The following is a 25386-nucleotide window of genomic DNA, read 5'->3' as shown; positions in this document are numbered from 1 at the left end:
TTTTAACTCCTCTCTAGGAGCGTACTACAGCACCTTTGGCATAAACAATAGCTTCTCGCGTTGCTTCAGCACTCTCTTCTAACTGACTACAGGCTTCTTTTTCTTCTACAGTTAGATCTTTAAGAGAAAAAATCCTTGTAAATAATGCTAACGATTCTTCTGCATTAGGCTCAGCTGCTAACTCTTTGGCAGCTACAATTGGATCACGTAAAAGCTGATTAACGATACTTTTCATATGCTTACTTAACACTTTTTTCTCCCGTTCCGATAAATTAGGCAGCTTTCTTTCTAGACTAGCCATGGTCTCCTCATGGACAGAAAGAGCTTTTGTACGAAGAGAAGAAATGATAGGAACAACTCCTAATGTATTAAGCCAATTTTTAAACTCTGCAATTTCATAGTCAATCATTATTTCGATTTTTTCCGCTTCTCGTTTCCGCTCATCTAGATTTGCTTGAACGATCCCTTCAAGATCATCAATATCATACAAATAGACACTCTCTAACTCACATAAACTAGGTTCAATATCTCGCGGAACAGCAATGTCCACCATAAACAAAGGACGTCCTTTACGCTTTCGAATAATGGAAGATACCATATCCTTTGTAACAACATAGTTTTTGGCACCAGTAGAACTAATTAAGATATCAGCATCTATTAGTGCATCTGTTAATTCATTTATAGGTCTTGCTTCCCCTAAAAATTTATCCGCAAGTTGTATCGCTTTAGACATTGTTCTATTTATGACTGTCACTTTACCAACACCATTAGCATGCAGGTGTTTCCCAGTTAATTCACTCATTTTCCCAGCACCAAAAATAAGTACATGCTTATTTTTAAAATCGCCGAAAATTTTCTTTCCTAATTCAACAGCAGCATAACTAACAGATACGGCATTCTCACCGATTGAAGTTTCAGAGTGAGCTCGCTTAGCCAATGTGATAGCTTGCTTAAAAAGATGATTAAAAACCGTACCAGTTGCCTCAAGTTCTTGAGCAAACAAAAAACTTTCACGTATTTGTCCAAGAATTTGAGTTTCTCCTACAACCATTGAATTTAATCCACAAGTCACTCGTAATAAATGTTCAATAGCACGATCATCTTGATATATATCTAAATAATCTACAAAATCGTCCATAGGAAGTTCGAACCACTCAGATAAAAATGATTTAATATAATATCTACCAGTGTGTACCTGATCGACAACTGCATAGACTTCCGTCCGATTACAAGTAGAAACGATTACACCCTCTAAGATGCTCTTTGTATTTATAAGCCTTTTAATAGCGCAAGTACGCTCCTCATTTTGAAACGTAAACTTTTCGCGAATTTCTACAGGCGTTGATTTGTAATTTAAACTAGTAACTAGGATGTGCACGTTTTTTCACCCCCTGAGTTGGTTTCTAATTCCCTTACACGTGCATATAAAAACCATTTGCTAGAATATATTATAACACGTTGCTAAACTAGTACAAAATAAGTTTGTGAACAGAAAGTGAACACACATAGCTTCCAACTATTAAAAAGGCTAGTAATTGTGACGGATTGTTCACAAATACGTATTTTTTATTCGTTCGATTTTTTTACCATATTTGAGGGTCAAATACCTAGTATGTAGGTAAGAAATTTATCCCATAATAATAGACTTAGTGTTTATGATATTTTCGTAAACGCTATTTCTACATTCTGGGCCACTTTTCAACATTTAACTCAATAAACCTTTCGCTTGGATTACATAAAAAGGTATATTCCTCTAAAATTCTTTATCTTTCCTTTAAACTATGTAGTTTTTCCTAATAAATAGTCGCAATTTTTCATATATTTTTTATAGGGTTTTCTACAATATGTATCGAAACAAGCTAGTAAGTACTTATTTTTATTGATTTAAAAGGAGACTTGCTATGAAACAAATTTTATTCGTCATGTGTTGGATATTTTTAGTTGCGTGTGGTACTAATCAAGAAGCTAATTTACACCATTTAGAAGTTGAATACTCCAAAAACCTAAACACCTATATTAGCTCTTCTAGTAAAAATGAACTAGTAGCAACATTATTGACTATTTCTCCTGATACCGATGAGAACCTCATCACCACCTCAAATAATGATTATTTTACTCAAAATGACCTTCGTAAAGAAATAAAAGAAGGTATATTTCAAACAATTATAACCGAGAAACAAGATAACCATATCAATGGCATAAGTTTTTATACTTGGGTAGAAAATGAAGACGAAATAATTATTCTAGACAAGGTAAAGTTTACTGATGAAGTCGATTTACAATTAGGACAATTCTATTCTGATATTTGGCATGAAAACAACAAGTTTTATTTGAGTTATCATGATTTGGATGTGACTAGTTCATTTATTACAGAAGCTCAAACGGGAAGAATGGTTACTTCTCCTATAATCATTGGATCAAGTAAAAATGAGGTTATTTTAAAGGTTGGTGAGCCCTCAATGACTGATTGGTATTTAGGCGGTACTTATTATTACTATAATGATATAGCCTATCTTTTCGATGAAGATTCAAATGTAGTTGCAATGAATATGCCCGGGCTACGAATTAACGTACAAATTTCAGAAGTTATTGAAAAATTAGGGGAACCTACAGGCAAATCATACTCTGAAATGGAAAATAGTTATTTTTATTCGTATGAAGCAGGGCCTTATTTACTATCTTTTGAAGTATTTGATGAAGATAAAAAAATAACCAACATTTGGCTAACTGAATCTAATAATTTTCTTTTAAAATAGAAAAGGTCCTAAAGCACTTGCTTTAGGACTCTAAAAATTCTTCAATCGTTTTCCATGCTTTATCTTTTCCATAACCAGTTTCTGAAGAAAAGACAACAATTGGATCGCTTGGAGCTTTATTTAACTTTTCTTTAATTGCCTTCTCATGTTTTTGCCATTTACCTTTTGGGATTTTATCTGCTTTAGTAGCAATGATAATTACAGGAATGTCGTAGTGCTTTAACCACTCATACATTGCTACGTCATCCTTAGTTGGATCATGGCGAATATCTATGAGTTGAATCACCGCTTTTAATGTTTCGCGATTTGTTATATAGGTCTCAATCATTCTTCCCCAGGCTTCACGTTCTGATTTTGATACTTTTGCAAAACCATAGCCTGGTACATCTACAAAATACATCACTTCATTAATAATATAAAAATTTAACGTTTGTGTTTTCCCAGGCTTCTGAGAGGTTCTTGCTAAATTTTTTCGATTAATCATTTTATTTATAAATGATGATTTTCCTACATTAGATCGTCCTGCTAAAGCAACCTCTGGTAAACCAGTATCAGGATATTGCTCAGGTTTTACTGCACTTATAACTATTTCTGATTGTGTGACTTTCATTTTTTCTCTCCCACTAATGCATGCTTTAAAACTTCATCTAAATGTGACACAGAAATAAACGTTAAATCATTTCGAACACTCTCTGGAATATCATCTATATCTTTCTCATTATCCTTAGGGAGAATGATGATCTTTAATCCAGCTCGGTGGGCACTCATTGATTTTTCCTTTAAACCACCTATCGGTAGGACCCGACCTCTTAACGTTATTTCACCAGTCATGCCAACTTCCTTCCGTACTGCTTTACCTGTTAAAGCTGAAATAAGAGCCGTCGCCATAGTTATTCCTGCCGATGGACCATCTTTAGGTGTCGCTCCTTCAGGTACGTGAATGTGAATATCATTTGTTTCATGGAATGTAGGATCAATATTTAACTCCACTGAACGTGAGCGAATGTACGAAAAGGCTGCTTGGGCTGATTCTTTCATGACATCCCCTAATTTACCAGTTAAAGTTAACTTACCTTTCCCAGGGGCAATAGACACTTCAATGGACAATGTGTCACCACCTGCTGATGTATAAGCAAGTCCAGTTGCTGCACCTACTTGATCTTCTTCTTCAGCTAATCCATATCGGTATTTCGGCTTTCCAAGCATTTGTTCAATCGTATTATTTGTGACTATAACTTTTTTCTTTTCACCTGAGACTATAATTTTAGCAGCTTTACGACAAAGCGTTGCCATTTGTCTCTCAAGATTACGTACTCCAGCTTCACGAGTATAGTAACGAACAACCTTTACTATTCCTTCGTCCTTGACTTGTAATTTCCCTTTATCTAGTCCATGCTCTTTCATTTGCTTTGGTAACAGATAATCTTTCGCGATATGAAGCTTTTCAACTTCAGTGTAGCCAGGTATATGGATAATTTCCATTCGGTCTAATAAAGGACCAGGTATCGTACCCACGTTATTAGCAGTAGTAATAAACATCACTTTTGATAAATCATACGACTCTTCAATAAAATGATCACTAAACGTATTATTTTGTTCAGGGTCTAATACCTCTAATAGAGCCGAAGCTGGGTCTCCACGGAAGTCATGAGCCATCTTATCAATTTCATCAAGTAAAAATACAGGATTTATCGTTCCGGCTTTTTTCATACCTTGAATTACACGGCCAGGCATTGCACCAACGTAAGTACGACGATGGCCACGGATTTCAGCTTCATCACGAACTCCACCTAATGAAATTCGAACAAAATTACGATCTAAGGATCTTGCAATTGATCTAGCAAGTGATGTTTTCCCAACTCCTGGTGGTCCAGCTAAACAAAGAATTGGCCCTTTAAGTTGTTGAGTTAATTGTTGTACAGCTAAATACTCAAGTACACGTTCCTTTACTTTTTCAAGGCCATAATGATCTTCATTTAAGATTGATTCTGTACGTTTAATATCTAATACATCAGTTGTTTCTTCATGCCAAGGTAGATTAAGTAACCATTCCAAATAGTTGCGAATGACAGAGCTTTCCGCAGAAGTAGCTGGCATTTTTTCGTAGCGTTCAAGTTCTTTATAGGCTTTTTCCTCAATTACTTCAGGCATGTTAGCTTCTTTAATTCGCTCTTTAAAGCTTTCTATTTCGCCTTCTTTTCCTTCTTTATCACCAAGTTCTTTTTGAATTGCTTTCATTTGTTCACGCAGATAATACTCTTTCTGTGTGCGCTCCATTGACTTTTTCACACGTTGACCAATTTTCTTTTCTAATCCTAAAACTTCTTTTTCATTGTTTAATATTTCAATTAGCTTATTTAAACGGTCTTTAACAGAAAAAGTTTCTAATATCTCTTGTTTTTGAACAATTTTTAAAGGCAAATGTGAAGCAACTACATCTGCTAAATGTCCTGGTTCTAAAATATCTGCAACCGAAGCATGCGTTTCTGCTGAGATTTTTTTAGATAACTTGATATATTGATCAAATTGAAGTAAGACATTACGCATCAGTGCTTGTTCCTCAGCATCACCTAAAATCTCATCTTCAACAAGTGTCATTTCCACTTCGAAATACTCTTCGTTTTCTAAAAACTTTTCAACTTTAGCTCTTTGCAATCCTTCAACGAGAACTCGAATAGTGCCGTTTGGTAATTTTAACATTTGCTTAACCTTAGCAAGTGTTCCAATAGTGTAAATCTCTTTTTCTGTTGGTTCATCAATTGAAATTTCTCTTTGTGTAGCTAAAAGTATATTATGGTCATTTACCATAACATGCTCTAAAGCCTGAACAGACTTATTGCGACCGACATCAAGATGAAGTACCATTGTTGGATAAACAAGTATTCCTCTAAGAGGTAAAAGTGGGATAACAATTTTATTCTCTTCAGCCATTATGTATACACCTCCGTACAACTTCTTCTATTTTTATGGAGAGGATGCTTATCATGAAACTTATAACTTCCACTTACTCTAATATAAATCCTTTTTATTAAATTTTATAAGAGCATTTAAATCCACTTTACATAAGAAAAAGTTTTACATTTATTTAGTAAAATTTAGAAGGAAATGAAAAAACTTAATCTTGTACAATTTTATCTTATCGTTCCTAGTTTGTCTAATATTACAATGAAATTAGGTGTATTACTTAGACAAAAACATAACTATCGGTTTTGGCGTTTTACCTTAATGAAAATAGCTACCAAATAAGCTTAAACGTATGAGCAATCAACCATCTTAATTTAAGGGATTTATTCTATAGTTAATTCTTTAGGCAAATATTTACTACTTATAATGTTCTTCAAAGGTATAGAACAATAACATAAAATATCACTATTGATAGGGGCCTCATGTGTTTAAGAAGCCCCAACCATTATTAAACAAGCGCAGAAGGACTAGTATCCTGATTAATTATACTAGCAGGAATGACATCTTCTTCTTTTAAACTTTCTTCGATAACAAAAGCGAGGTCAAAAACTTCTTGTAGAGTAGACACACAAATTACTTCAATGCCCTTTTGTTCTTTAAAAATTGCTTGGTAATTTTCAATCGGAATTAATACACGTTTCGCACCCGCCTGCTTAGCAGCTTCTACTTTAGCTACTACACCACCTATAGGTTTAACAGATCCGTGAATACTTAATTCACCAGTCATAGCTAATTCATTGTCAATTTTGATATTATGAATAGCTGAATAAATGGCTGTAGCCATTGAAATTCCTGCTGAAGGGCCATCAATAGGTGTCCCCCCTGGAAAATTGACATGGATATCATAATCATCTGTAGGAACTCCCATTTTCCTAAGTACTGTAGCCACATTCTCAATAGAGCCTTTGGCCATACTTTTTCGTCGAATTGAACGTACTCTGTCACCAGTGCTTTCTTCCTCAGCTATCCCTGTTATATTTATTCTTCCTTTTCCTTTATTTTCATACGCAGTAACTTCAATTTCAATAATTGACCCAGAATTTGGTCCATAAACAGCAAGACCATTTACCAAGCCAACGGTTGGTTCTTTATGGATATTCTTTTCTGGACGTGGAGATCGTTGGCTAGAATGAATTACCCACTCTACATCAGAAACTTTTATAAATTCTCTATTTTCTGACGTCGCAACTCCAGAAGATATTTGAACAATATTCACTGCCTCTCTTCCGTTTGTTGCATACTTTGAAATTAATTCTAACACTCCTTCTTCTAACTCAAAGTTGATTTTATCTACAGCTTTTTGAGCAACTTTAATGATTTCAGCAGGGGTTAACGCTCTAAAATAGACTTCCAAACAGCGAGAGCGTATAGCAGGTGGTATTTCATTTGGCGTTCGTGTTGTTGCCCCAATTAATCGAAAATCTGCCGGCAATCCATTCTTAAAGATATCGTGAATATGCTGCGGAATTTGTGTATTCTCCTCACTATAGTATGCACTTTCTAAAAATACTTTTCGATCTTCAAGGACTTTCAACAATTTGTTAAACTGAATTGAATGAAGTTCTCCAACTTCATCAATAAATAAGACTCCACCATGCGCTTTCGTAACCGCACCGTGTTTCGGCTGTGGAATTCCAGCTTGCCCCATAGCACCTGCACCTTGATAAATAGGATCATGTACTGAGCCTATTAATGGATCAGCTATTCCTCTTTCGTCAAAACGAGCTGTTGTACCGTCTAATTCAATAAAAACACTTGAAGCTCTAAACGGTGAAGCTGGATTTTTCTTAGCTTCTTCAAGAACCAATCTAGCAGCCGCTGTTTTTCCAACACCCGGTGGACCATATACAATAATGTGTTGTGGATTCGGTCCACATAGAGCAGCACGTAAAGAGCGAATACCATCTTCTTGCCCAACTATTTCATCAAAATTTTTCGGCCTCACTTTTTCTGACAGAGGCTCACTTAATTTTATTGATCTCATTCTTCTTAATTGCTCAAGTTCTTTTTTTGATTCTTTATCAACTGACACCCGTTGTGTCCTTTGGCTTTTCAACAGGTTCCAAAAATAAAGACCAATGATAATCCCAAAAAATAACTGAATCAACAATGCTATGCCTGCCCAATTCATGAAGTACCCTCCTACTAATTTTTCAAGATCTATGCCATTTAGTATCTCCGGTAATGTATCGAGTAATCTTCAATTTGTGAGAAGGGAATAATTGTTATCGCATGGAAAAAATAGTTACTAACTCTACTCGAAAATTTTTGTAAAGTACCTCAGATCATTCCCTAATACAAGAAAAGCGCAAGCGCCTTGGTCACGAGCGATAGGCACTGGAAGGCCTTTGACAGAAGCCGCTCTTTGGCTTCCTACGTGCTTCTGCGTCTTCTAGTATTGCTTCGTAGTAAGCTTCCTCGAAGCAAAGCTGCATGAAGCTATTCTGAGAGGTTATTCAAGTAGTTATTGAAGTCCGTTTCTTGACTGAAGTGACCGAGCTCGTAGGCTGCTTGCGCTAGACAGGTTCCAAATTAGAAATTTATAAATTCTGATTATATAAAAAAGCTAGCGAACAAATAGTTTGTTCACTAGCTTTGCAGAAAATAAATCATTATTCAGTTAAGCCGTCACGTTATCGGGCTAAGTTTTTTACGCACTTTCTTTCGGAAGTGGTTTTTGAATAACTTCTCCATCTTTTGTTTCCAAAATAGGATTTGCATTATCAGTAACAACTTCAGGGGTAATTGTACATTTTGCAATATCATCACGTGAAGGTAATTCAAACATTACATCTAACATTATACCTTCAATTATTGAACGTAAACCACGAGCTCCCGTTTTACGTTCAATGGCTTGTTTCGCTACTTCCACTAAAGCGTCATCAGTAAATGTTAATTCAACGTCATCTAATTCTAACAACTTGACATATTGCTTAACTAGAGCATTCTTTGGTCTAGTTAAAATTTCGATTAATGCATCTTCATCGAGAGGCTGTAAACTTGAAATGACAGGTAGTCTCCCAATAAATTCTGGAATTAGACCGAAACGAAGTAAATCTTCTGGTAATACTTTTGCCAAATATTCACCCGGTTTTAAATCTTCTTGTTTACCAACATCAGAGCCAAACCCAATAACCTTTTTACCTAAACGACGTTTAATAATTTGTTCTATACCGTCAAATGCCCCACCACAAATAAATAAAATATTCGTTGTGTCAATTTGAATAAATTCTTGATGTGGGTGTTTTCTACCACCTTGAGGAGGAACACTCGCTGTTGTCCCTTCAAGAATTTTAAGAAGGGCTTGCTGCACACCTTCACCTGATACATCTCGAGTAATAGAAGGGTTCTCTGACTTACGAGCAACTTTATCAATTTCATCGATGTAAATAATTCCTTTTTCGGCTTTTTCTACATCGTAATCAGCTGCTTGAATTAATTTAAGAAGAATGTTTTCAACATCTTCACCTACGTATCCTGCTTCCGTTAGACTTGTAGCATCTGCAATAGCAAATGGCACATTTAATATTCGAGCCATCGTTTGCGCAAGAAGGGTTTTCCCACTCCCTGTTGGGCCTATCATACAAATATTACTTTTTGATAGTTCAACCTCATCTGCTTTTTGGCCAGAATTAATACGTTTATAGTGGTTATATACAGCCACTGATAATGTCTTCTTAGCTTGTTCCTGTCCTATTACATAATCATCTAGAATTTCACGAATTTCCTTTGGTTTTGGAATATCTTGAAAGTCAACTTCTTCCTCTGTTCCCAATTCTTCCTCAACGATTTCAGTACACAACTCGATACACTCGTCACATATATAAACCCCTGGACCAGCAACAAGTTTCCTTACTTGATCTTGAGTCTTACCGCAAAAAGAACACTTCAGCTGTCCTTTTTCGTCATTAAATTTAAACATAAATTTTCACCCCTCAAAGTTTGTTCTATCTCTCGATACTAATATCGTACTAAAATTTTACCGAATTCATTTAGTCTTTCATATGTATAGCATTTTATCACATCTTAAGCAGTAAGCGCTAATTGTAGCACCCACTATAAAACATAGTATGTACGAAGATAATTTTTGATTACTCCGTATGTATTTAAGAGTATATGTAATTAATTCAATTTTTACCTCCTTTTTTCCTTTTAAAAAAATAAAGAATTTCAAATTTCCTTGTCAAAAAATATACTTTCATAATTTAAAGGCTTTATGTATATATCATACCTGTTAGTTCCTACTACAATTAATTTACTAATAATATAAAAAACATAACTTATTTATCAAAAAAATTTTAATTATTTTATGTGAGTGAATTTCATAATTACCTAAATGGATCTACATCAGTCTAAATGTTGTTGGAAACGATCTTCATCCAACAACATTTAGTATCAGAGTAGCGAAAATAAACAATTATGAAACTTATTAGAATTTATAAATTATTATAGTATAAAACAAGGCACGAAAATATTCGCGCCTTGTTATTAGTATTGTTATGCAACAACTTTACTATTTTCAACAAGTAAATCTACTGCTTTACGAACTTTTAAATCACCCTTCATAGCAGCAATTCCACCTTGCATTGCTAGAATTTGTTTAAGTTCATCAACAGAACGCTTATAAAGTTCTGACATTTTTTCAAGTTCAACTTCAACTTCTTCATCAGATACTTCTAAATTTTCTGCTTGAGCAATAGCTTCAAGAGTTAAGTTAATACGAACTCTTTTTTCAGCATCTGCTTTAAATTGCTCGCGCATACCATTTTCATCTGTACCTGAGAACTGGTAGTATAAATCTAAATTCATACCTTGAGCTTGAAGGCGTTGTCCAAACTCTTCTAACATACGGTCTACTTCAGTTGTAATCATTGCTTCTGGTATATCAATAGTAGCATTCTCTGCAGCTTTTTCTACTAGGGAATCACGTTTTTGGTGGTTAGCTTCTGTTTCTTTGTCTTGGATCATTTTTTCTTTAATATTATTTTTTAAAGCTTCTAACGTTTCAACTTCCTCATTTACATCTTTTGCAAACTCGTCATTAAGCTCTGGAAGCTGCTTACGTTTAATATCGTGAACTTTACATTTAAATACTGCAGGCTTACCAGCTAAATCAGCAGCATGATATTCTTCAGGGAAAGATACTTCAACATCTTTTTCTTCTCCTGATTTAACACCAACTAATTGCTCTTCAAAACCTGGAATAAATGAACCAGAACCAATTTCTAATGAATAGTTTTCCCCTTTTCCACCTTCAAAAGGTGTACCATCAACAAAACCTTCGAAATCAATAATAGCAGTATCGCCATTTTCAATTGTTCCCTCTTCAACAACGATTAATTCAGCATGTTTTTCTTGAAGTTGTTTTAACTCAAGTTCAACATCTTCATCAGTTACAGTTGTTTCCATTTCTTCAACTTCTAAACCTTTATATTCCCCAAGCTGAACTTCTGGCTTTACAGTTACTGTAGCTTTGAAAATAAGATTTTGTCCTTTGCCCATTTGTTCAACATCAATATCAGGACGGTCTACAGGTTCAATATTTGTTTCCTGAATCGCAGCTCCATATGCAGTTGGTAATAAAATATCTAAAGCATCTTGGTATAACGATTCAACTCCAAAACGTTGTTCAAACATCGCACGAGGAATTTTCCCTTTACGGAACCCAGGTACATTCACTTTACCTACTACTTTTTTAAAAGCTTGATCTAACGCTTCATCAACCTTTGCGGCTTCTACTTCAATTGTAAGTACGCCTTGATTTCCTTCTAACTTTTCCCATTTTGCAGTCATTTATTCTTTCCCTCCAACATTTTCAATCATTAAGTATTTGTGGCTTGTAACACTTGAAAAACTAAACTGACTATCATTATAAGACTGAGTATCATTTTTCAATGTAATTTAATCCTCTAACAAAGGTGTAACCTTTCTTAAAGCATAAAAAATTATATGATATTCCACTTTTTACAACCATTCTATTATACCATAGAGTAGTATCATTTCAACTGTTAGAAATTAGTACAAAATCTTTCCAGCTATAATACTGGATCTAATACTGTTAGAAGAATAGTAACCAGTATTATTATGTAATTCCTTTATAGGTCTCGTTCTCAATTTTCAAAATCCCCTCGGAACAAACGACCATCTCTTCTTTATCTACGTTATATTTGTTTGCTAAGTTATAATCATCAAAGTCTATTCCTGCCATTTCAATTCCCGTCCTATGCACAGCAGCAGCCCATAGTGAAGGTTGCAACGGTTCAGGTGAAATAGGATAGATAGCAAAGAGATAATGCCACCACAATTGGGTAACTACTTCAAATAAACTAGGATTATCATTTTCTAATTGTTCAGCTACTAACTTTATAGTATTTTGACCAAATTCCTCATGGTAAACATCTTCTAATTCAGAAATGTTTATGTGGATTACTTTACCAAACTTATGTATTTCAATATCTCCTATTACATTCTTTTCTTTTAGCTGCTGCAAAATAATACTTTTCAGTACTGGATCAAATTGGTCTGTCATTAAGTATTGTTTGACTGTTTCCATAAAAACTGATGCGGGCAATTTCCCTAACATTTGAATTGCCAGCCATTGCTTCTCAACTGTGCCATTATATAACATATTTAACACTTCTTCTGGCGGCTGTTTGATATCGATATCAATTTCTACTTGTGTCCCATCATCTACCATCTGACGACTAAAATGTAATAGGTGATAAAAAGATTCTGCTAGATTTGCTGGCAACTTTTCTTCAGTCATAATGCCTTCAAGCATAGTAACTACTTCATCATATTCTCCTAGTTGAACCAATAAGGAAATATGTACTTGTAAAATATCATAATAATTACCAACATCTTCTTTAAGCATTTGTTCAGTAACTTCTTTAGCTTCTTCTAACCTTGCTTGTTCAATTAAGCTTAAAGCAAGACCAAACCTTGCTTGCGGATGATCCGGTTCAATTTGTAGTGCTTGGTCAAAAAATGAAAATGCATCTGAAAAACTTTTTTGCTTTAATGCTTCCATGCCCTTTGCTACAAGCTTTTCCACTACACCCGGAAATAAAACTACCTTTTCCTTAATTTTTTTTTGTTTCTCTCTCATGAAACAATCGCTCCACCCTTTAGTACGCCTTTTCCTTTAAGTTTACCATTCTAATATATGAATTACAACGAAACAACTTCTTACGCCTTATGCCAAGAAACACACATGATTTACTTTCTCATTGTGCTAGACAGTTTCCAAGTTAGAAATTTATAAATTCTGATTATGTAAAAAAAGAAGGAAAGACAATTGTTTGTCTCCCCTTCTTGTCCTTACTTATGCTCTTTGTTTTTCATATTCAGAAATATCTTCTTCATAATTTAATGTTACAGATACTTCATCCCAACCGTTCATAAGCATTTCTTTCCAGTACGGATCAATTGTGAATTTTGCTGAAAAACCTTGGTCATCAGATACAGTTTGTTCTTTCAAATCAACTGTTAATTCATAAACACCCTTATCAGCTTTCGCTAACAATTCCTCTACTTCAGTTTCTGTAAGTTTGATCGGAAGAATACCATTTTTTACGCAGTTATTGTAAAAAATATCTGCAAAACTTGGTGAAATAACTACTTGGAACCCATAATCTTGGATCGCCCAAGGAGCATGTTCTCTTGAAGAACCACAACCAAAGTTTTCATTAGCTACTAAAATAGTTGCGTTTTTGTTGTGTGGTTGATTTAATTCAAAGTTACTATTATCTGTTCCATCAGCATTGAAACGCCAATCAAAAAATAAGAATTGACCAAAACCAGATCTTTCAATACGTTTTAAAAATTGCTTTGGAATAATTTGATCTGTATCTACATTTACACGGTCCATTGCCGCTGCATTACCTTTATGAACTACAATTCCAGCCATAACTAACTGCACCTCCAACAAAAATGTTTTCTATTAAACTGTTGCCTCAGTAAACGTACGAACATCAACGAACTTACCAGCTATTGCTGCTGCTGCTGCCATTGCCGGACTAACTAGATGAGTTCTTGCACCTTTTCCTTGGCGACCTTCGAAGTTTCGGTTTGAAGTAGAAGCACAACGTTCTCCTTCTGGTACGAAGTCAGGGTTCATGCTTAAACACATACTGCAACCAGACTCACGCCATTCGAAGCCAGCTTCTAAGAAAACTTGATCTAAACCTTCTGCCTCAGCTTGTAATTTGATTTTCTGCGAACCTGGAACAACCATTGCTCGTACTCCAGGTGCTACTTTTCTTCCTTTTGCTACTTGCGCTGCTGCACGCAGGTCACTCATTCTAGAGTTTGTACATGAACCAATAAATACATGTTGAATCTCAATATCAGTAATCGGTGTATTAGGTTCAAGACCCATGTATTCAAGTGCTTGCTCTACAGCTTTTTTATCAACAGCATTTGTAGCATTAGCAGGATTAGGTACTACTCCATTAATACCAATTCCTTGTGAAGGATTAGTTCCCCATGTTACTTGTGGCTCAATTTCAGATGCGTCTATTTCAACTGTTTGATCGTAAGTAGCTCCTTCATCAGTAGCAAGGGCTTTCCACTCTGCAACAGCTTTTTCAAAAGCTTCTCCTTGTGGAGCATATTCTTTTCCTTTTAAGTATTCGAAAGTTACTTCATCTGGGCTTATTAAACCAGCTTTTGCACCTGCTTCGATACTCATATTACAAATTGTCATACGTTCTTCCATAGTCATTTTACGAATAGATTCACCTGTAAATTCGATGACTGAACCAGTTCCAAAATTAACACCATATTTTGCAATAATTGCTAAAATAACGTCTTTAGCTGTTACACCTATAGGTAAGTCACCTTTTACATGTACTTGTAACGTTTTTGGCTTTGATTGCCATAATGTTTGTGTACTTAGAACATGTTCTACTTCACTTGTTCCGATTCCAAACGCTAATGCACCAAAGGCACCATGAGTAGACGTATGGCTATCTCCACAAACAATTGTTTTACCTGGCTGAGTTAGACCTAATTCAGGACCGATTACATGAACAATCCCACTATCAGGGCTGTTTAAATCAGCAACTTTAATTCCAAATTGATTACAGTTCTCAGACAAGGTATCCATTTGCTTTTTTGCAATTTCATCAGTGATTGTATAACGGTTTAGCGTTGGAACGTTATGGTCCATTGTTGCAAACGTCAAATCAGGACGGCGAACTTTTCTTCCCTTTAAACGTAATCCCTCAAAGGCTTGAGGTGAGGTAACTTCGTGAACCATATGAAGGTCGATGTATAATAGAGTAGGTTTACCTGGTTCATCAACAACTGTATGCTTATCCCAAATTTTTTCGATGATCGTTTTTTTACTCATCAAGATCCTCTCCCATTCTAATGTAAAAGGAAAATGTAGAATTATTGAAGGCGCTACTTAAAAGCAGCGCCTTCAAGCTATTTCTTAATTCTACATCTCTTTTCTACATTTTAATTTGTTACTGCTAATTGAATATGTTCGATAACTTTTTCAGTCATTTCTTCTGTACTTAACACTGGCTGTCCTTTTTCTGCAATATCTCCCGTACGGTAACCTGCTTCCAAAACTTTCGTAACAGCAGTTTCAACAGCATCTGCTTCCTCTTGCATTAAAAACGAGTAGCGAAGTAACATTGCAACAGATAAAATCGTTGCTAATGGATTAGCCAAGTTTTTCCCTGCAATATCCGGTGCGGAACCATGAATTGGTTCATAAAGCCCCGGTCCATTTCCATTAATACTTGCAGATGGTAACATTCCTAGAGAACCTGTTAGCATTGATGCTTCATCACTTAAGATGTCACCAAACATATTTTCAGTTACTACAACGTCAAATTGCTTAGGATCTCGGATAAGTTGCATGGCAGCATTGTCAACTAACATATGTTCTAACTCTACATCAGGATAATCTGCGTGAACAGCGATTGCAATCTCACGCCAAACTCTACTTGATTCAAGAACATTAGCTTTGTCAACAGATGTCACTTTTTTACGACGTAGACGAGCTAATTCAAAAGCTTGTCTAATAATTCGTTCAATTTCGTAATTCTTATAATAAAGAGTGTCAACAACTGACTCTCCATCATTTTCTTGTCGTCTCTCTTGAGGTTGACCAAAATATAATCCACCCGTTAATTCACGAACGATCATTAAGTCTACACCTTCAATAACTTCTCTCTTTAAGGTTGAAGCATCTAATAAGCTTTTGTGAGCAGTGACTGGTCGTAAGTTAGCATATAACTCTAACGCTTTACGGATACCTAGTAGACCTCTCTCCGGACGCATATGTCCTGGAAGTGTATCCCACTTTGGTCCACCTACTGCTCCTAACAAAACACCATCACTTTTTTTACAAAGGTCAATTGTTTCTTGAGGAAGTGGTGTTCCATCTTCGTCTATCGCCACTCCACCTATTTTGGCATTCTGGTACGTAAATTGGTGACTAAACTTTTCGGCAACAGTATCTAATACTTTCTGCGCTGCTTTGATAACCTCAGGACCAATTCCGTCGCCAGGTAACACTGTTATTGTTTTATTCATTTTTGTTCCCCCTTAGACATCACAACTGAACTGTTTCTGAACACTCTTCCTTTGATTTGCGATTTAATACACGATTAATCGCGTTTACGTATGCTTTTGCTGAAGCCTCTAAGACATCATTAGCCGTTCCTCGTCCACTTGTTTCAACTTCTTTAAACTTAACTTTTACGTAAACCTCCGCAAGTGCGTCTCTACCACCACTTACCGATTGAATACGATAATCTAATAATTTAACTGGCGATTCAATCATTCTCTCAAGAGTATTGTAAATCGCTTCTACACTCCCAGAACCCGTTGCAGCTTCTTGAAGTTCTTTCCCTTCTGGAGTCTTCAGTGTGATTGTCGCAGTTGGGATATTATTAGTACCGTAGTTGACTTGAAGCTGTTCAACTTTATAATAAGCTACACTACTCGCCACTCGTTCTTCAGTAAGAAGAGCAAAAATATCATCTTCTGTTACTTCTTTCTTTTTATCCGCTAAATCTTTAAAGGCAGCAAAAAGGCGATTTAATTCTTCCTCTTTTACGTTATAGCCAAGTTCCTTAACCTTTTCTTTAAACGCATGGCGACCTGAGTGCTTTCCAAGTACCATTCGATTTGAAGTAACCCCAACTAGTTCCGGTGTAATAATTTCGTAAGTGGTTTTTTCTTTTAATACACCATCTTGGTGAATACCAGATTCATGAGCAAAAGCATTCGCACCTACAATAGCTTTATTTCCAGGAACAACCATACCTGTAAGCTTACTTACAAGGGAACTTGTTCTTTTGATTTCATTTAGCTTTAACCTTGTTTCAGCGTTGTAATAATCACCACGGATTTTGAGAGCAACTGCGATTTCTTCTAAAGATGCATTCCCTGCTCGCTCTCCAATACCATTGATTGTACACTCAACTTGCCCTGCTCCATGTTCAACTGCCGAAAGAGAGTTTGCTACCGCCATACCTAAATCATCATGACAGTGAGTAGATAAAATAGCTTTATCTATATTTGGAACATTATTTCTTAAATAAGAGAATATTTCTCCTATTTCACTTGGAGTAATATAACCGACTGTATCAGGAATATTAATGACAGAAGCACCAGCATCAATAACTTCCTTAATAATACGAACTAAAAAATCTAGATCAGATCGACATGCATCTTCAGCAGACCATTGAATATGTGGAAAATATCTCGCTGCATAACGAACAGATTGTACCGCTGTTTCAACAACTTCATCAGGAGTTTTCTTTAACTTATGTTTCATATGGATAGGCGAAGTAGCAATAAATACATGTAATCTTGGTTCCACTCCACCTTTTAGCGCTTCCCAAGCGGCATCAATATCTTTTTGAACCGAACGAGATAGTCCTGTTACAGAACAGCCTTTTATTGTGTCTGCAATTGCTTTTACCGAGCGAAAATCCCCAGGGGATGAAGCGGGGAAACCCGCTTCAATAATATCAACGTTTAATCGCTCCAATTGCCTTGCAATCTCTAATTTTTCTTCAAAATTAAGATTTACACCAGCTGATTGCTCACCATCTCTTAATGTCGTATCAAAGACATTAATTTTTCCCACTTGTGACCACGTCCTTATGTTTTGCCTTTACGAACGGCATCATTTCACGAAGTTCTTTTCCTACCACTTCGATCGGATGTTGTTTTTCTCTAGCATTGATTGCGTTAAATTCAGGACGATTTGCTTGGTTTTCTAGGATCCAACCTTTAGCAAACTTACCTGTTTGAATGTCTGTTAGAATATCTTTCATTGCTTTCTTTGTATCTTCAGTTACTACACGTGGTCCTGAAACAAAGTCTCCCCATTGTGCAGTATCTGAAATTGAATAGCGCATACCTTCTAATCCACTTTCATACATAAGGTCTACAATTAGTTTTAATTCATGTAAACACTCAAAATATGCTACTTCTGGCTGATAACCAGCTTCTACTAATGTTTCGAATCCTGCTTTTACTAATGCAGAAGTTCCTCCACATAACACTGCTTGCTCACCGAAAAGATCTGTTTCAGTTTCTTCTTGGAATGTAGTTTCAAGAACACCAGCGCGAGCTGAACCAATTTGCTTTGCATATGCTAATGCTAACTCTTTTGCATTTCCTGTAGCGTCTTGGTATACAGCGATTAATCCTGGAACTCCAGCTCCCTCAGTATACGTTCTGCGAACTAAATGACCTGGACCTTTTGGAGCTACAAGGAATACGTCAACATTAGCAGGTGGTACGATCTGACTGAAATGAACGTTAAAACCATGTGCAAAAACTAACGCTTTTCCTTCTTTTAAGTTTGGTTCAATTTCTTCTTTATAAATCTTTGGTTGATATTCATCTGGTAAAAGTACCATGATAAGATCGGCTTGTGCTGCAGCTTCATTTACTGAAACAACAGTATGACCATCTGCTACCGCTTTGTCCCAAGATCCACCTTTACGTAATCCTACTACTACGTCTACTCCACTTTCTTTTAAGTTTAAAGCATGAGCATGACCTTGTGATCCATAACCAATTACTGCTACCTTTTTCCCTTGTAGTACTGCTTCATTTACATCACCATTATAATAAACCTTTGCCATTATTAAACAACTCCTCTAATTTTATTATTTTAAATTTATAATTTTGAAATTAAGAAAGTGAGAGTACCATGTGATGTTTCACAATTTCCTTACAAATTCCTAATTAATTAAAACTACTCTTTGGTCGTTATTTGACACTTTCTGCCCCCGTTTGAAGGCTGTAATACCAGTTCTTGCTAACTCTTTGATGCCGTAAGGATGTAGTAAATCAATAAGTGCTCCTATTTTTTCTTGATCACCAGTAACTTGGACAGTCATACTTTCTCTTCCAACATCAATAATTAAAGCACGAAATGGGTTAATTACTGCTGCGATCTCACTTCTTTGTTGAGCCGTACTAAACACTTTTATAAGTGCTAGTTCTCTTGAAACTATTGACTCATCTGTGATATCTGAAACTTTGAGCACATCTATTTGTTTATTTAATTGTTTTATAACTTGCTCTATACTTTCCTCACTGTCAACAACTACTACAAAAGTCATTCTAGAAATTGCTGGATTTTCAGTGTGCCCTACCGTAATGCTTTCAATATTGTAGTTTCTTCTAGCAAACATTCCAGTCACCCGGTTTAAAACACCTGAAACATTATTTACAGTTGCTGTTATTATTCGTTTCATAATGGTTTCACCCCAATCATTTCGTGTAATCCTTTACCTGGTGCCACCATTGGGTAAACATTTTCTCTAGATGCTACTCTAAAATCAACTAAAACTGGACCATCATGAGCAAGCATCTCTTCAACTGCTTTATCTAAATCATTCACACTATCCACTCTCATACCTTTTATGTCATAAGCTTCGGCAAGTTTTACGAAGTCTGGTTGAACAGGGAATAAAGAGTTTGAATAACGTTCTTCAAAAAATAATTGTTGCCATTGTCGAACCATCCCTAAGGAAGCATTATTTACAATTACTAATTTTACTGGAAGTTTCATTTCTTGTAAAAGTGATAGCTCCTGCAGAGTCATTTGGAACCCAGCGTCTCCCATGAATGCTATAACCGGAGTATTAGGTTCAGCTATTTGTGCTCCTATTGCAGCCGGGAAACCAAATCCCATTGTTCCTAAACCACCTGACGTAACCCAACGATTTGGCTTTTTAAATTTAAAAAATTGTGCTGTCCACATTTGATGCTGTCCAACATCTGTTGTTACAATCGCTTCACCTTTTGTTTTTTCGTAAATACGCTCAATTAGTTGTTGTGGTTTTATTACTGATGTATCTTCTGTATACCATAACGGATACTCTTGTTTTAAACGTTTTAAATCTTCGATCCAAACTGAATTTTGCGATTTGACACCATTTTGGGTAATTAATTCTTTTAGAGCTTCTTTGGCATCTGAAACAATCGGAATTTGAGTTTCAATATTTTTCCCGATTTCTGCTGGATCAATATCAATGTGTGCAATTTTAGCATTTGGTGCAAACTTCTCAAGGTTTCCTGTTACCCTATCATCAAAACGGCTACCTAAACTAATTAACAGATCGCACTCATAAATAGCCATGTTTGCTGTGTAAGTTCCATGCATCCCAGCCATCCCTAAAAACAATTCATGATCACCTGGAAATGCTCCCAATCCTAAAAGGGTACTTGCAATAGGAATTTGCTGTTGCTCAACATACTTTAACAGTTCATCAGTTCCATTAGCATGTAACACACCGGCACCAACTAAGATAAGTGGTTTCTTTGCACTACTTACTGCTTCTACAAGTTTTCTAACTTGTAACTTATTAGGCATGATCGTGGGTTGGTACCCTGGCAAATCAACTGCTTTACTATAATCAAACAAACCTGTTTCCAGTGAAACATCCTTTGGTAAGTCAATTAATACAGGTCCTGGCCTTCCGGTTGTCGCAATATGAAATGCTTCCTTAATTATTCTCGGTAAGTCATTTACGTTTCGCACTTGATAACTATGTTTTGTTATCGGCATTGTAATACCTACTACGTCAGCTTCCTGAAAGGCATCTGTACCAATTACAGAACTAGCAACTTGACCAGTAAAAACAACTAATGGAAGTGAATCCATCATTGCATCTGCAATTCCCGTAACCACATTAGTAGCTCCTGGACCAGATGTCACGACTACAACACCTGGCTTTCCAGATACTCTCGCATATCCTTCTGCTGCGTGAATCGCGCCTTGCTCATGCCTTGCTAAGATGTGACGAATTCCATCCTTATAAATTTGATCATAGGCTGGTAAAATTGCTCCACCCGGGTAACCAAAAATCACATCTACTCCCTCTTGCTTTATTGCTTCGATCAGCATGGATGAACCAGTCATCATTTGATTTTCTTTTTCAACAATTACTTCTTTTTTCCTCAACTTGGTACTCATTTTTATCCCCCTAACAAGTTGATTTTATTTATGCAGCTCTATTGGCTATTCATACATACCATGTTTTAGAAGGGAGGTGACAACATTATTTTCAAAGTTAACCATTATTGTTATAATATCCACCTTTTCTCATACCATCAAAATTCTTTTTGAAAGTAAAATAAAAAACCTTCTCACCCCTATAAATAAGCAACATTTGCTTTTAGTAAGGGGTGAAAAGATTTCTTTCCACGGTACCACCCTTTTTCATGGTTAATTATACAATTTACCACCTCAGGAACGATTTTATCGTTCAGTTTTGATAACGAGTGACGGTATCACTCGACCAATACTACTCGGAACCTATAAATTCCTTTCATATTGACACTCAGAGGTGAGTTCGTAATAAGGGGTATCACCGTATTCACAGCGACAACGGCTCTCTGTAGATACCAACACTTAAAACTACTTTTCCTCTTCGACGTTTTATTGTATAAAATTTTTATATTTTCATTACCCCACCTGTATTAGCCGAGGTTACTAGTTTAGAATAACGAGCTAAATATCCCTTTTTCACCTTCGGCTCTGGTTGAACCCAAGATTTCTTTCTGTTTTCTAATTCTTCATCGGAAATATCTAAGTTAATTGTTCGATTTGTTAAATCAATGATAATTCTATCTCCGTTTTCAATAAAAGCGATCGGGCCGCCCTCTGCTGCTTCTGGAGAAATATGTCCTATAGAAATTCCCCTCGATGCTCCAGAGAACCTTCCATCAGTAATTAAAGCAACATCCTTACCTAATCCTCTACCGATAATTGAAGATGTAGGAGCAAGCATCTCTGGCATTCCAGGACCGCCTTTTGGACCTTCATAACGGATGACTACTACATGACCAGCTTTTACGGAACCATTTTCAATTCCCTCTAATGCTTCATCTTGTGAGTTAAAAACAATCGCTTTACCATCAAAGGTTTGAATGCTAGGATCAACACCCCCAACCTTTATTACTCCTCCATCAGGTGCAATGTTTCCAAATAATATTGATAATCCACCAACGGGACTATATGGATTATCTTTACGACGAATTACTTCATCATTTGTAATTTCAGCATCTTTAACATTTTCGTAGATTGACTTCCCGGTAATTGTCATACGATCAGGGTGAATTGCCCCTTCTATGCTACATAATTCCTTGATGATGGCACTGACTCCACCAGCATTATGCACATCTTGCATTGAATAATCTGATGCTGGACTTATTTTAGATAAATACGGAACACGCTCTGCAACCTCATTAATTCGTTTTAGGTCATATTCAATTTCAGCTTCATTAGCAATAGCTAATGTATGAAGGACTGTATTTGTAGAACCTCCCATTGCCATATCTAAAGCGAAAGCATCATCAATAGCTTCTTTCGTAATGATATCTCTTGGGCGGATATCTTTTTCAATTAAATTCATTAAATGTTTTGCAGCATCTTTAATCAGTTTTTTTCTGTCTTCAGAAGTCGCTACGATTGTTCCGTTTCCTGGCAATGCCATCCCAACCATTTCCATAAGACAGTTCATAGAATTTGCTGTAAACATTCCAGAACACGATCCACACGTTGGACATGCAGATGATTCAATCTCCAAAAGCTCTTCTCGAGACATTTTTCCTGATTGGAACGCTCCAACTCCTTCAAAAACGGATGCTAAAGATAAGCTCTTCCCATCTTTTGTACGCCCAGCTTCCATTGGACCTCCTGTTACAAAAACAGATGGGACATTAGTTCGAACAGCTGCCATTAACATTCCAGGGGTGATTTTATCACAATTTGGGATGTAAAAAACTCCGTCAAACCAATGAGCATTAATAACTGTTTCGGCTGCGTCACAAATTATTTCTCGTGAAGGTAGTGAATATCTCATGCCGATGTGACCCATCGCAATTCCATCATCTACACCAATTGTATTGAATTCAAAGGGTACTCCACCAGCTTCTCTAATAGCTTCTTTAACTACCTCAGCAAATTTATTTAAGTGAACGTGGCCTGGAATAATATCGATATATGAATTACAGACACCAATAAATGGCTTATTCATATCTTCTTCTTTTACACCAGTTGCTCTTAATAAGCTTCTGTGCGGCGCACGGTCAATACCTTTTTTAATCATATCACTTCGCATAATATCTACATCCCCTAGTATACTTGTTGTTTTATCCTCTTGGATTAGTTCGTCTTTTGTATAAACTTTAGCTATATAAACATCATGTCTTATTTAAATATCGATAACACAAATGTTCAACTTCTTCAGTAAACGCAAATATAGTAATTACCTAATTTGTGATAACAAACCCTGTTAAACTTTTATAGGGCTACCATTAATGTATGTTATTAGACTGAAGATGATTATAATAAAAAACTATTTAATGATAACGTTGAGGGATATTTATTGTCAATCGCTCGTTTTATTGTTTGAATTTTTTGACTTTTGTGAATACAAGTGTAGAATAACTTTTTTATTTGTTATCTTGTTAATTTTTCTTACAGATAAAACTTGTAGTTAGTTCTTTATTTTTTAGTATTTGAAGATATAATACGCTTTTTAATCTCAGGGGTCAACCACTTTTTTTAAAATAATTAGATAATTTCGAACACTCTCTTTATGTGCATACGCTTACACCTATGTAAATAAAAGGATTTCACTATTTTAAAAAATAAAGTTTTTTTAAATTAATAAAAATAGATATTAAATTGGTGAGTTTTAATAATTTTTGTTAATCTAGATAACAATCTTTAGAACTGGAATTTACATTAGTAGAATACCTTTTTTTTACAAAAATATAACTGCATTTTATTAAGGGTAAGTTCTAACATAATTGACATTACCTCCAATCCAATGCCTGCCTCAAGATCCATTGATCTAATTTTACTAATGAGGAAAGAAAGTTAGTAGCCTAACTAAACCTAATAAATTGGACTTTACTTTCTTCAGGATAGAAGAAGGAAGTTCCCTAACTCGGATAAGGTTTTAGTTTGGTTCCTTCCCCTAAACTACTTTATTTCCTTAAATCGCGGAAACAGAAATGGCCATGAGGATAATAAAATAGGATTAATTTAGTTATCATCATAACATCAGAGCACCTCCTATATTTTTTCTCATCCCCACCTCTAAAATACATTTTATGCAAAAACAAAAAAAGCTCAAACCTATTGTTATAGATTTAAGCTTTTGGTTATGTATAAATGGCGTCCCAGGAGAGATTCGAACTCCCGACCGACGGCTTAGAAGGCCGTTGCTCTATCCTGCTGAGCTACTGGGACACTATTTGGAGCGGGTGATGAGAATCGAACTCACGACATCAGCTTGGAAGGCTGAGGTTTTACCATTAAACTACACCCGCAGTTTTAATTAATTATAAAATATTTATTTTATCCACGCAGTTTGGCCTTACCATGTCTCTTCCTCTTCCCGATAATTCATAGAAGTTTTTGCGTTGAGACAACTCGCTGCCTTTTTCACAGATGTTTCGCTCGTGGCTGAGGTTTTACCATAAAATACACCCGCAATTTTAACATTTGTTATTCGGCATGTACTCCAATACAATTACCAAGGACAAAATATATTATATAACTTCATACACTGAATGTCAACATATTTTTAAACGTAGCGACTTTTTTTCTCACAATTTTTTTTGTTAGTCGCTACGTTTATATTACACTAATTGGAAACTATATTTCAAGTCTTGTATTTCATTTCCTTTATGGTCAAAAAAAGTTATATAGGCTGTATCTTCTTTGAAATCGATAATAGCATAGCTTCTTTCCATCCTTTTTCTAGGCAAACGAAAACTTCCAGGGTTGATATAAACCACTCCATTTTCTTGAAACGCAACAGCTATGTGTGAATGGCCAAAACAAACTAGTTTTGCTCCTAACTCTTCTGCTCGATAAGAAAGCTTTACCGCAGATTCCTTAACATTATAATAGTGACCATGTGACACAAATATATTTATTCCTGATATCTCTATGTTTATTTCATCCTGATAGTCATTACCAAAATCACAATTTCCACCTACAATAAGTAAGTTGTCGTAAGCGGAAAATGCTTTATTAGGTATTTCAGAATCACCGCAATGAATGATAATATCAACTTCACTTTCATATCGATCAAGTAATCCGAACAATTCATCCCTCAGACCATGACTATCACTAATGACAAGAACTTTCATG

Annotated in this window: 17 protein-coding genes, 2 tRNA genes and 1 other annotated feature; of the genes, 1 reads left to right on the top strand and 18 read right to left on the bottom strand. The window is 35.7% G+C overall.

The window, feature by feature from the left end:
• Positions 1-13: 13 nt before the first annotated feature.
• A complete protein-coding gene (gene hemA / locus BKP45_RS12275; RefSeq protein ID WP_071389957.1) occupies positions 14-1378 on the bottom strand; it encodes a glutamyl-tRNA reductase in 1365 nt (454 codons plus the stop codon).
• Between the two features lie 523 nt (positions 1379-1901).
• On the opposite strand from hemA, the gene BKP45_RS12270 reads away from it, so the two are divergent.
• Complete coding sequence (locus tag BKP45_RS12270) at positions 1902-2756, top strand: DUF4309 domain-containing protein (protein WP_071389956.1); 855 nt, start codon at positions 1902-1904, stop codon at positions 2754-2756.
• A gap of 22 nt (positions 2757-2778) precedes the next feature.
• Here BKP45_RS12270 and yihA read toward each other — a convergent pair whose 3' ends face one another.
• The 17 genes from yihA to BKP45_RS12185 form a co-directional block, all read right to left on the bottom strand.
• Positions 2779-3366: a ribosome biogenesis GTP-binding protein YihA/YsxC gene (yihA, locus tag BKP45_RS12265; protein WP_071389955.1), complete on the bottom strand. Its 588-nt coding sequence runs from the start codon at positions 3364-3366 to the stop codon at positions 2779-2781.
• Positions 3363-5687 (bottom strand): endopeptidase La, encoded by a 2325-nt coding sequence (gene lon, locus BKP45_RS12260; RefSeq protein WP_071389954.1) that lies wholly within the window; start codon positions 5685-5687, stop codon positions 3363-3365. Before lon ends, yihA begins: the two co-directional genes overlap by 4 nt.
• 481 nt (positions 5688-6168) lie before the next feature.
• Entirely contained in the window at positions 6169-7851 is a 1683-nt protein-coding gene (lonB, locus tag BKP45_RS12255; RefSeq protein WP_071389953.1) for an ATP-dependent protease LonB, read from the bottom strand.
• A gap of 519 nt (positions 7852-8370) precedes the next feature.
• Entirely contained in the window at positions 8371-9642 is a 1272-nt protein-coding gene (gene clpX, locus BKP45_RS12250; protein ID WP_071389952.1) for an ATP-dependent protease ATP-binding subunit ClpX, read from the bottom strand.
• A 575-nt stretch (positions 9643-10217) separates the two neighbouring features.
• On the bottom strand, positions 10218-11513 hold the full coding sequence (gene tig, locus BKP45_RS12245; protein ID WP_071389951.1) for a trigger factor: 1296 nt from the start codon (positions 11511-11513) through the stop codon (positions 10218-10220).
• Between the two features lie 289 nt (positions 11514-11802).
• On the bottom strand, positions 11803-12828 hold the full coding sequence (locus tag BKP45_RS12240; RefSeq protein ID WP_071389950.1) for a tetratricopeptide repeat protein: 1026 nt from the start codon (positions 12826-12828) through the stop codon (positions 11803-11805).
• A 216-nt stretch (positions 12829-13044) separates the two neighbouring features.
• On the bottom strand, positions 13045-13629 hold the full coding sequence (gene leuD / locus BKP45_RS12235; protein WP_071389949.1) for a 3-isopropylmalate dehydratase small subunit: 585 nt from the start codon (positions 13627-13629) through the stop codon (positions 13045-13047).
• Positions 13630-13662: 33 nt separating this feature from the next.
• A complete protein-coding gene (gene leuC / locus BKP45_RS12230) occupies positions 13663-15075 on the bottom strand; it encodes a 3-isopropylmalate dehydratase large subunit (RefSeq protein ID WP_071389948.1) in 1413 nt (470 codons plus the stop codon).
• 110 nt (positions 15076-15185) lie between these two features.
• A complete protein-coding gene (gene leuB, locus BKP45_RS12225; protein WP_071389947.1) occupies positions 15186-16274 on the bottom strand; it encodes a 3-isopropylmalate dehydrogenase in 1089 nt (362 codons plus the stop codon).
• A 19-nt stretch (positions 16275-16293) separates the two neighbouring features.
• Positions 16294-17838, bottom strand: a complete 1545-nt coding sequence (locus BKP45_RS12220) for a 2-isopropylmalate synthase (protein ID WP_071389946.1) — start codon at positions 17836-17838, stop codon at positions 16294-16296.
• The gene (ilvC, locus tag BKP45_RS12215; protein WP_071311177.1) at positions 17825-18847 is read right to left on the bottom strand and encodes a ketol-acid reductoisomerase; all 1023 of its coding nucleotides are present in this window, start codon (positions 18845-18847) and stop codon (positions 17825-17827) included. Before ilvC ends, BKP45_RS12220 begins: the two co-directional genes overlap by 14 nt.
• A 99-nt stretch (positions 18848-18946) precedes the next feature.
• Complete coding sequence (ilvN, locus tag BKP45_RS12210) at positions 18947-19465, bottom strand: acetolactate synthase small subunit (RefSeq protein WP_071389945.1); 519 nt, start codon at positions 19463-19465, stop codon at positions 18947-18949.
• Positions 19462-21189, bottom strand: coding sequence for an acetolactate synthase large subunit (ilvB, locus tag BKP45_RS12205; RefSeq protein WP_071389944.1), 1728 nt, complete (start codon positions 21187-21189; stop codon positions 19462-19464). Before ilvB ends, ilvN begins: the two co-directional genes overlap by 4 nt.
• 205 nt (positions 21190-21394) lie before the next feature.
• Positions 21395-21659, bottom strand: a binding site (T-box leader).
• A gap of 11 nt (positions 21660-21670) precedes the next feature.
• Positions 21671-23338 carry a dihydroxy-acid dehydratase gene (ilvD, locus tag BKP45_RS12200; RefSeq protein ID WP_071389943.1) on the bottom strand — a complete coding sequence of 556 codons (1668 nt, stop codon included), beginning with the start codon at positions 23336-23338 and terminating at the stop codon, positions 21671-21673.
• A gap of 1062 nt (positions 23339-24400) precedes the next feature.
• Positions 24401-24477, bottom strand: a tRNA-Arg gene (locus BKP45_RS12195).
• Positions 24478-24483: 6 nt separating this feature from the next.
• Positions 24484-24557 (bottom strand) — tRNA-Gly (locus BKP45_RS12190).
• Positions 24558-24869: 312 nt separating this feature from the next.
• The gene (locus BKP45_RS12185) at positions 24870-25385 is read right to left on the bottom strand and encodes a metallophosphoesterase family protein (RefSeq protein ID WP_071389942.1); all 516 of its coding nucleotides are present in this window, start codon (positions 25383-25385) and stop codon (positions 24870-24872) included.
• Position 25386: the final 1 nt, after the last annotated feature.

Source organism: Anaerobacillus alkalidiazotrophicus (assembly GCF_001866055.1).
Note: the sequence above shows the minus strand (reverse complement) of the source record. Positions and strands in the feature narration are given on the sequence as shown.

Excerpts from the sequence above, each read along its gene's own strand:
- BKP45_RS12270 (WP_071389956.1), top strand. The coding sequence starts at position 1,902 with ATGAAACAAATTTTATTCGTCATGTGTTGGATATTTTTAGTTGCGTGT.
- yihA (WP_071389955.1), bottom strand. The coding sequence starts at position 3,366 with ATGAAAGTCACACAATCAGAAATAGTTATAAGTGCAGTAAAACCTGAG.
- lon (WP_071389954.1), bottom strand. The coding sequence starts at position 5,687 with ATGGCTGAAGAGAATAAAATTGTTATCCCACTTTTACCTCTTAGAGGA.
- lonB (WP_071389953.1), bottom strand. The coding sequence starts at position 7,851 with ATGAATTGGGCAGGCATAGCATTGTTGATTCAGTTATTTTTTGGGATT.
- clpX (WP_071389952.1), bottom strand. The coding sequence starts at position 9,642 with ATGTTTAAATTTAATGACGAAAAAGGACAGCTGAAGTGTTCTTTTTGC.
- tig (WP_071389951.1), bottom strand. The coding sequence starts at position 11,513 with ATGACTGCAAAATGGGAAAAGTTAGAAGGAAATCAAGGCGTACTTACA.
- BKP45_RS12240 (WP_071389950.1), bottom strand. The coding sequence starts at position 12,828 with ATGAGAGAGAAACAAAAAAAAATTAAGGAAAAGGTAGTTTTATTTCCG.
- leuD (WP_071389949.1), bottom strand. The coding sequence starts at position 13,629 with ATGGCTGGAATTGTAGTTCATAAAGGTAATGCAGCGGCAATGGACCGT.
- leuC (WP_071389948.1), bottom strand. The coding sequence starts at position 15,075 with ATGAGTAAAAAAACGATCATCGAAAAAATTTGGGATAAGCATACAGTT.
- leuB (WP_071389947.1), bottom strand. The coding sequence starts at position 16,274 with ATGAATAAAACAATAACAGTGTTACCTGGCGACGGAATTGGTCCTGAG.
- ilvC (WP_071311177.1), bottom strand. The coding sequence starts at position 18,847 with ATGGCAAAGGTTTATTATAATGGTGATGTAAATGAAGCAGTACTACAA.
- ilvN (WP_071389945.1), bottom strand. The coding sequence starts at position 19,465 with ATGAAACGAATAATAACAGCAACTGTAAATAATGTTTCAGGTGTTTTA.
- ilvB (WP_071389944.1), bottom strand. The coding sequence starts at position 21,189 with ATGAGTACCAAGTTGAGGAAAAAAGAAGTAATTGTTGAAAAAGAAAAT.
- ilvD (WP_071389943.1), bottom strand. The coding sequence starts at position 23,338 with ATGCGAAGTGATATGATTAAAAAAGGTATTGACCGTGCGCCGCACAGA.
- BKP45_RS12185 (WP_071389942.1), bottom strand. The coding sequence starts at position 25,385 with ATGAAAGTTCTTGTCATTAGTGATAGTCATGGTCTGAGGGATGAATTG.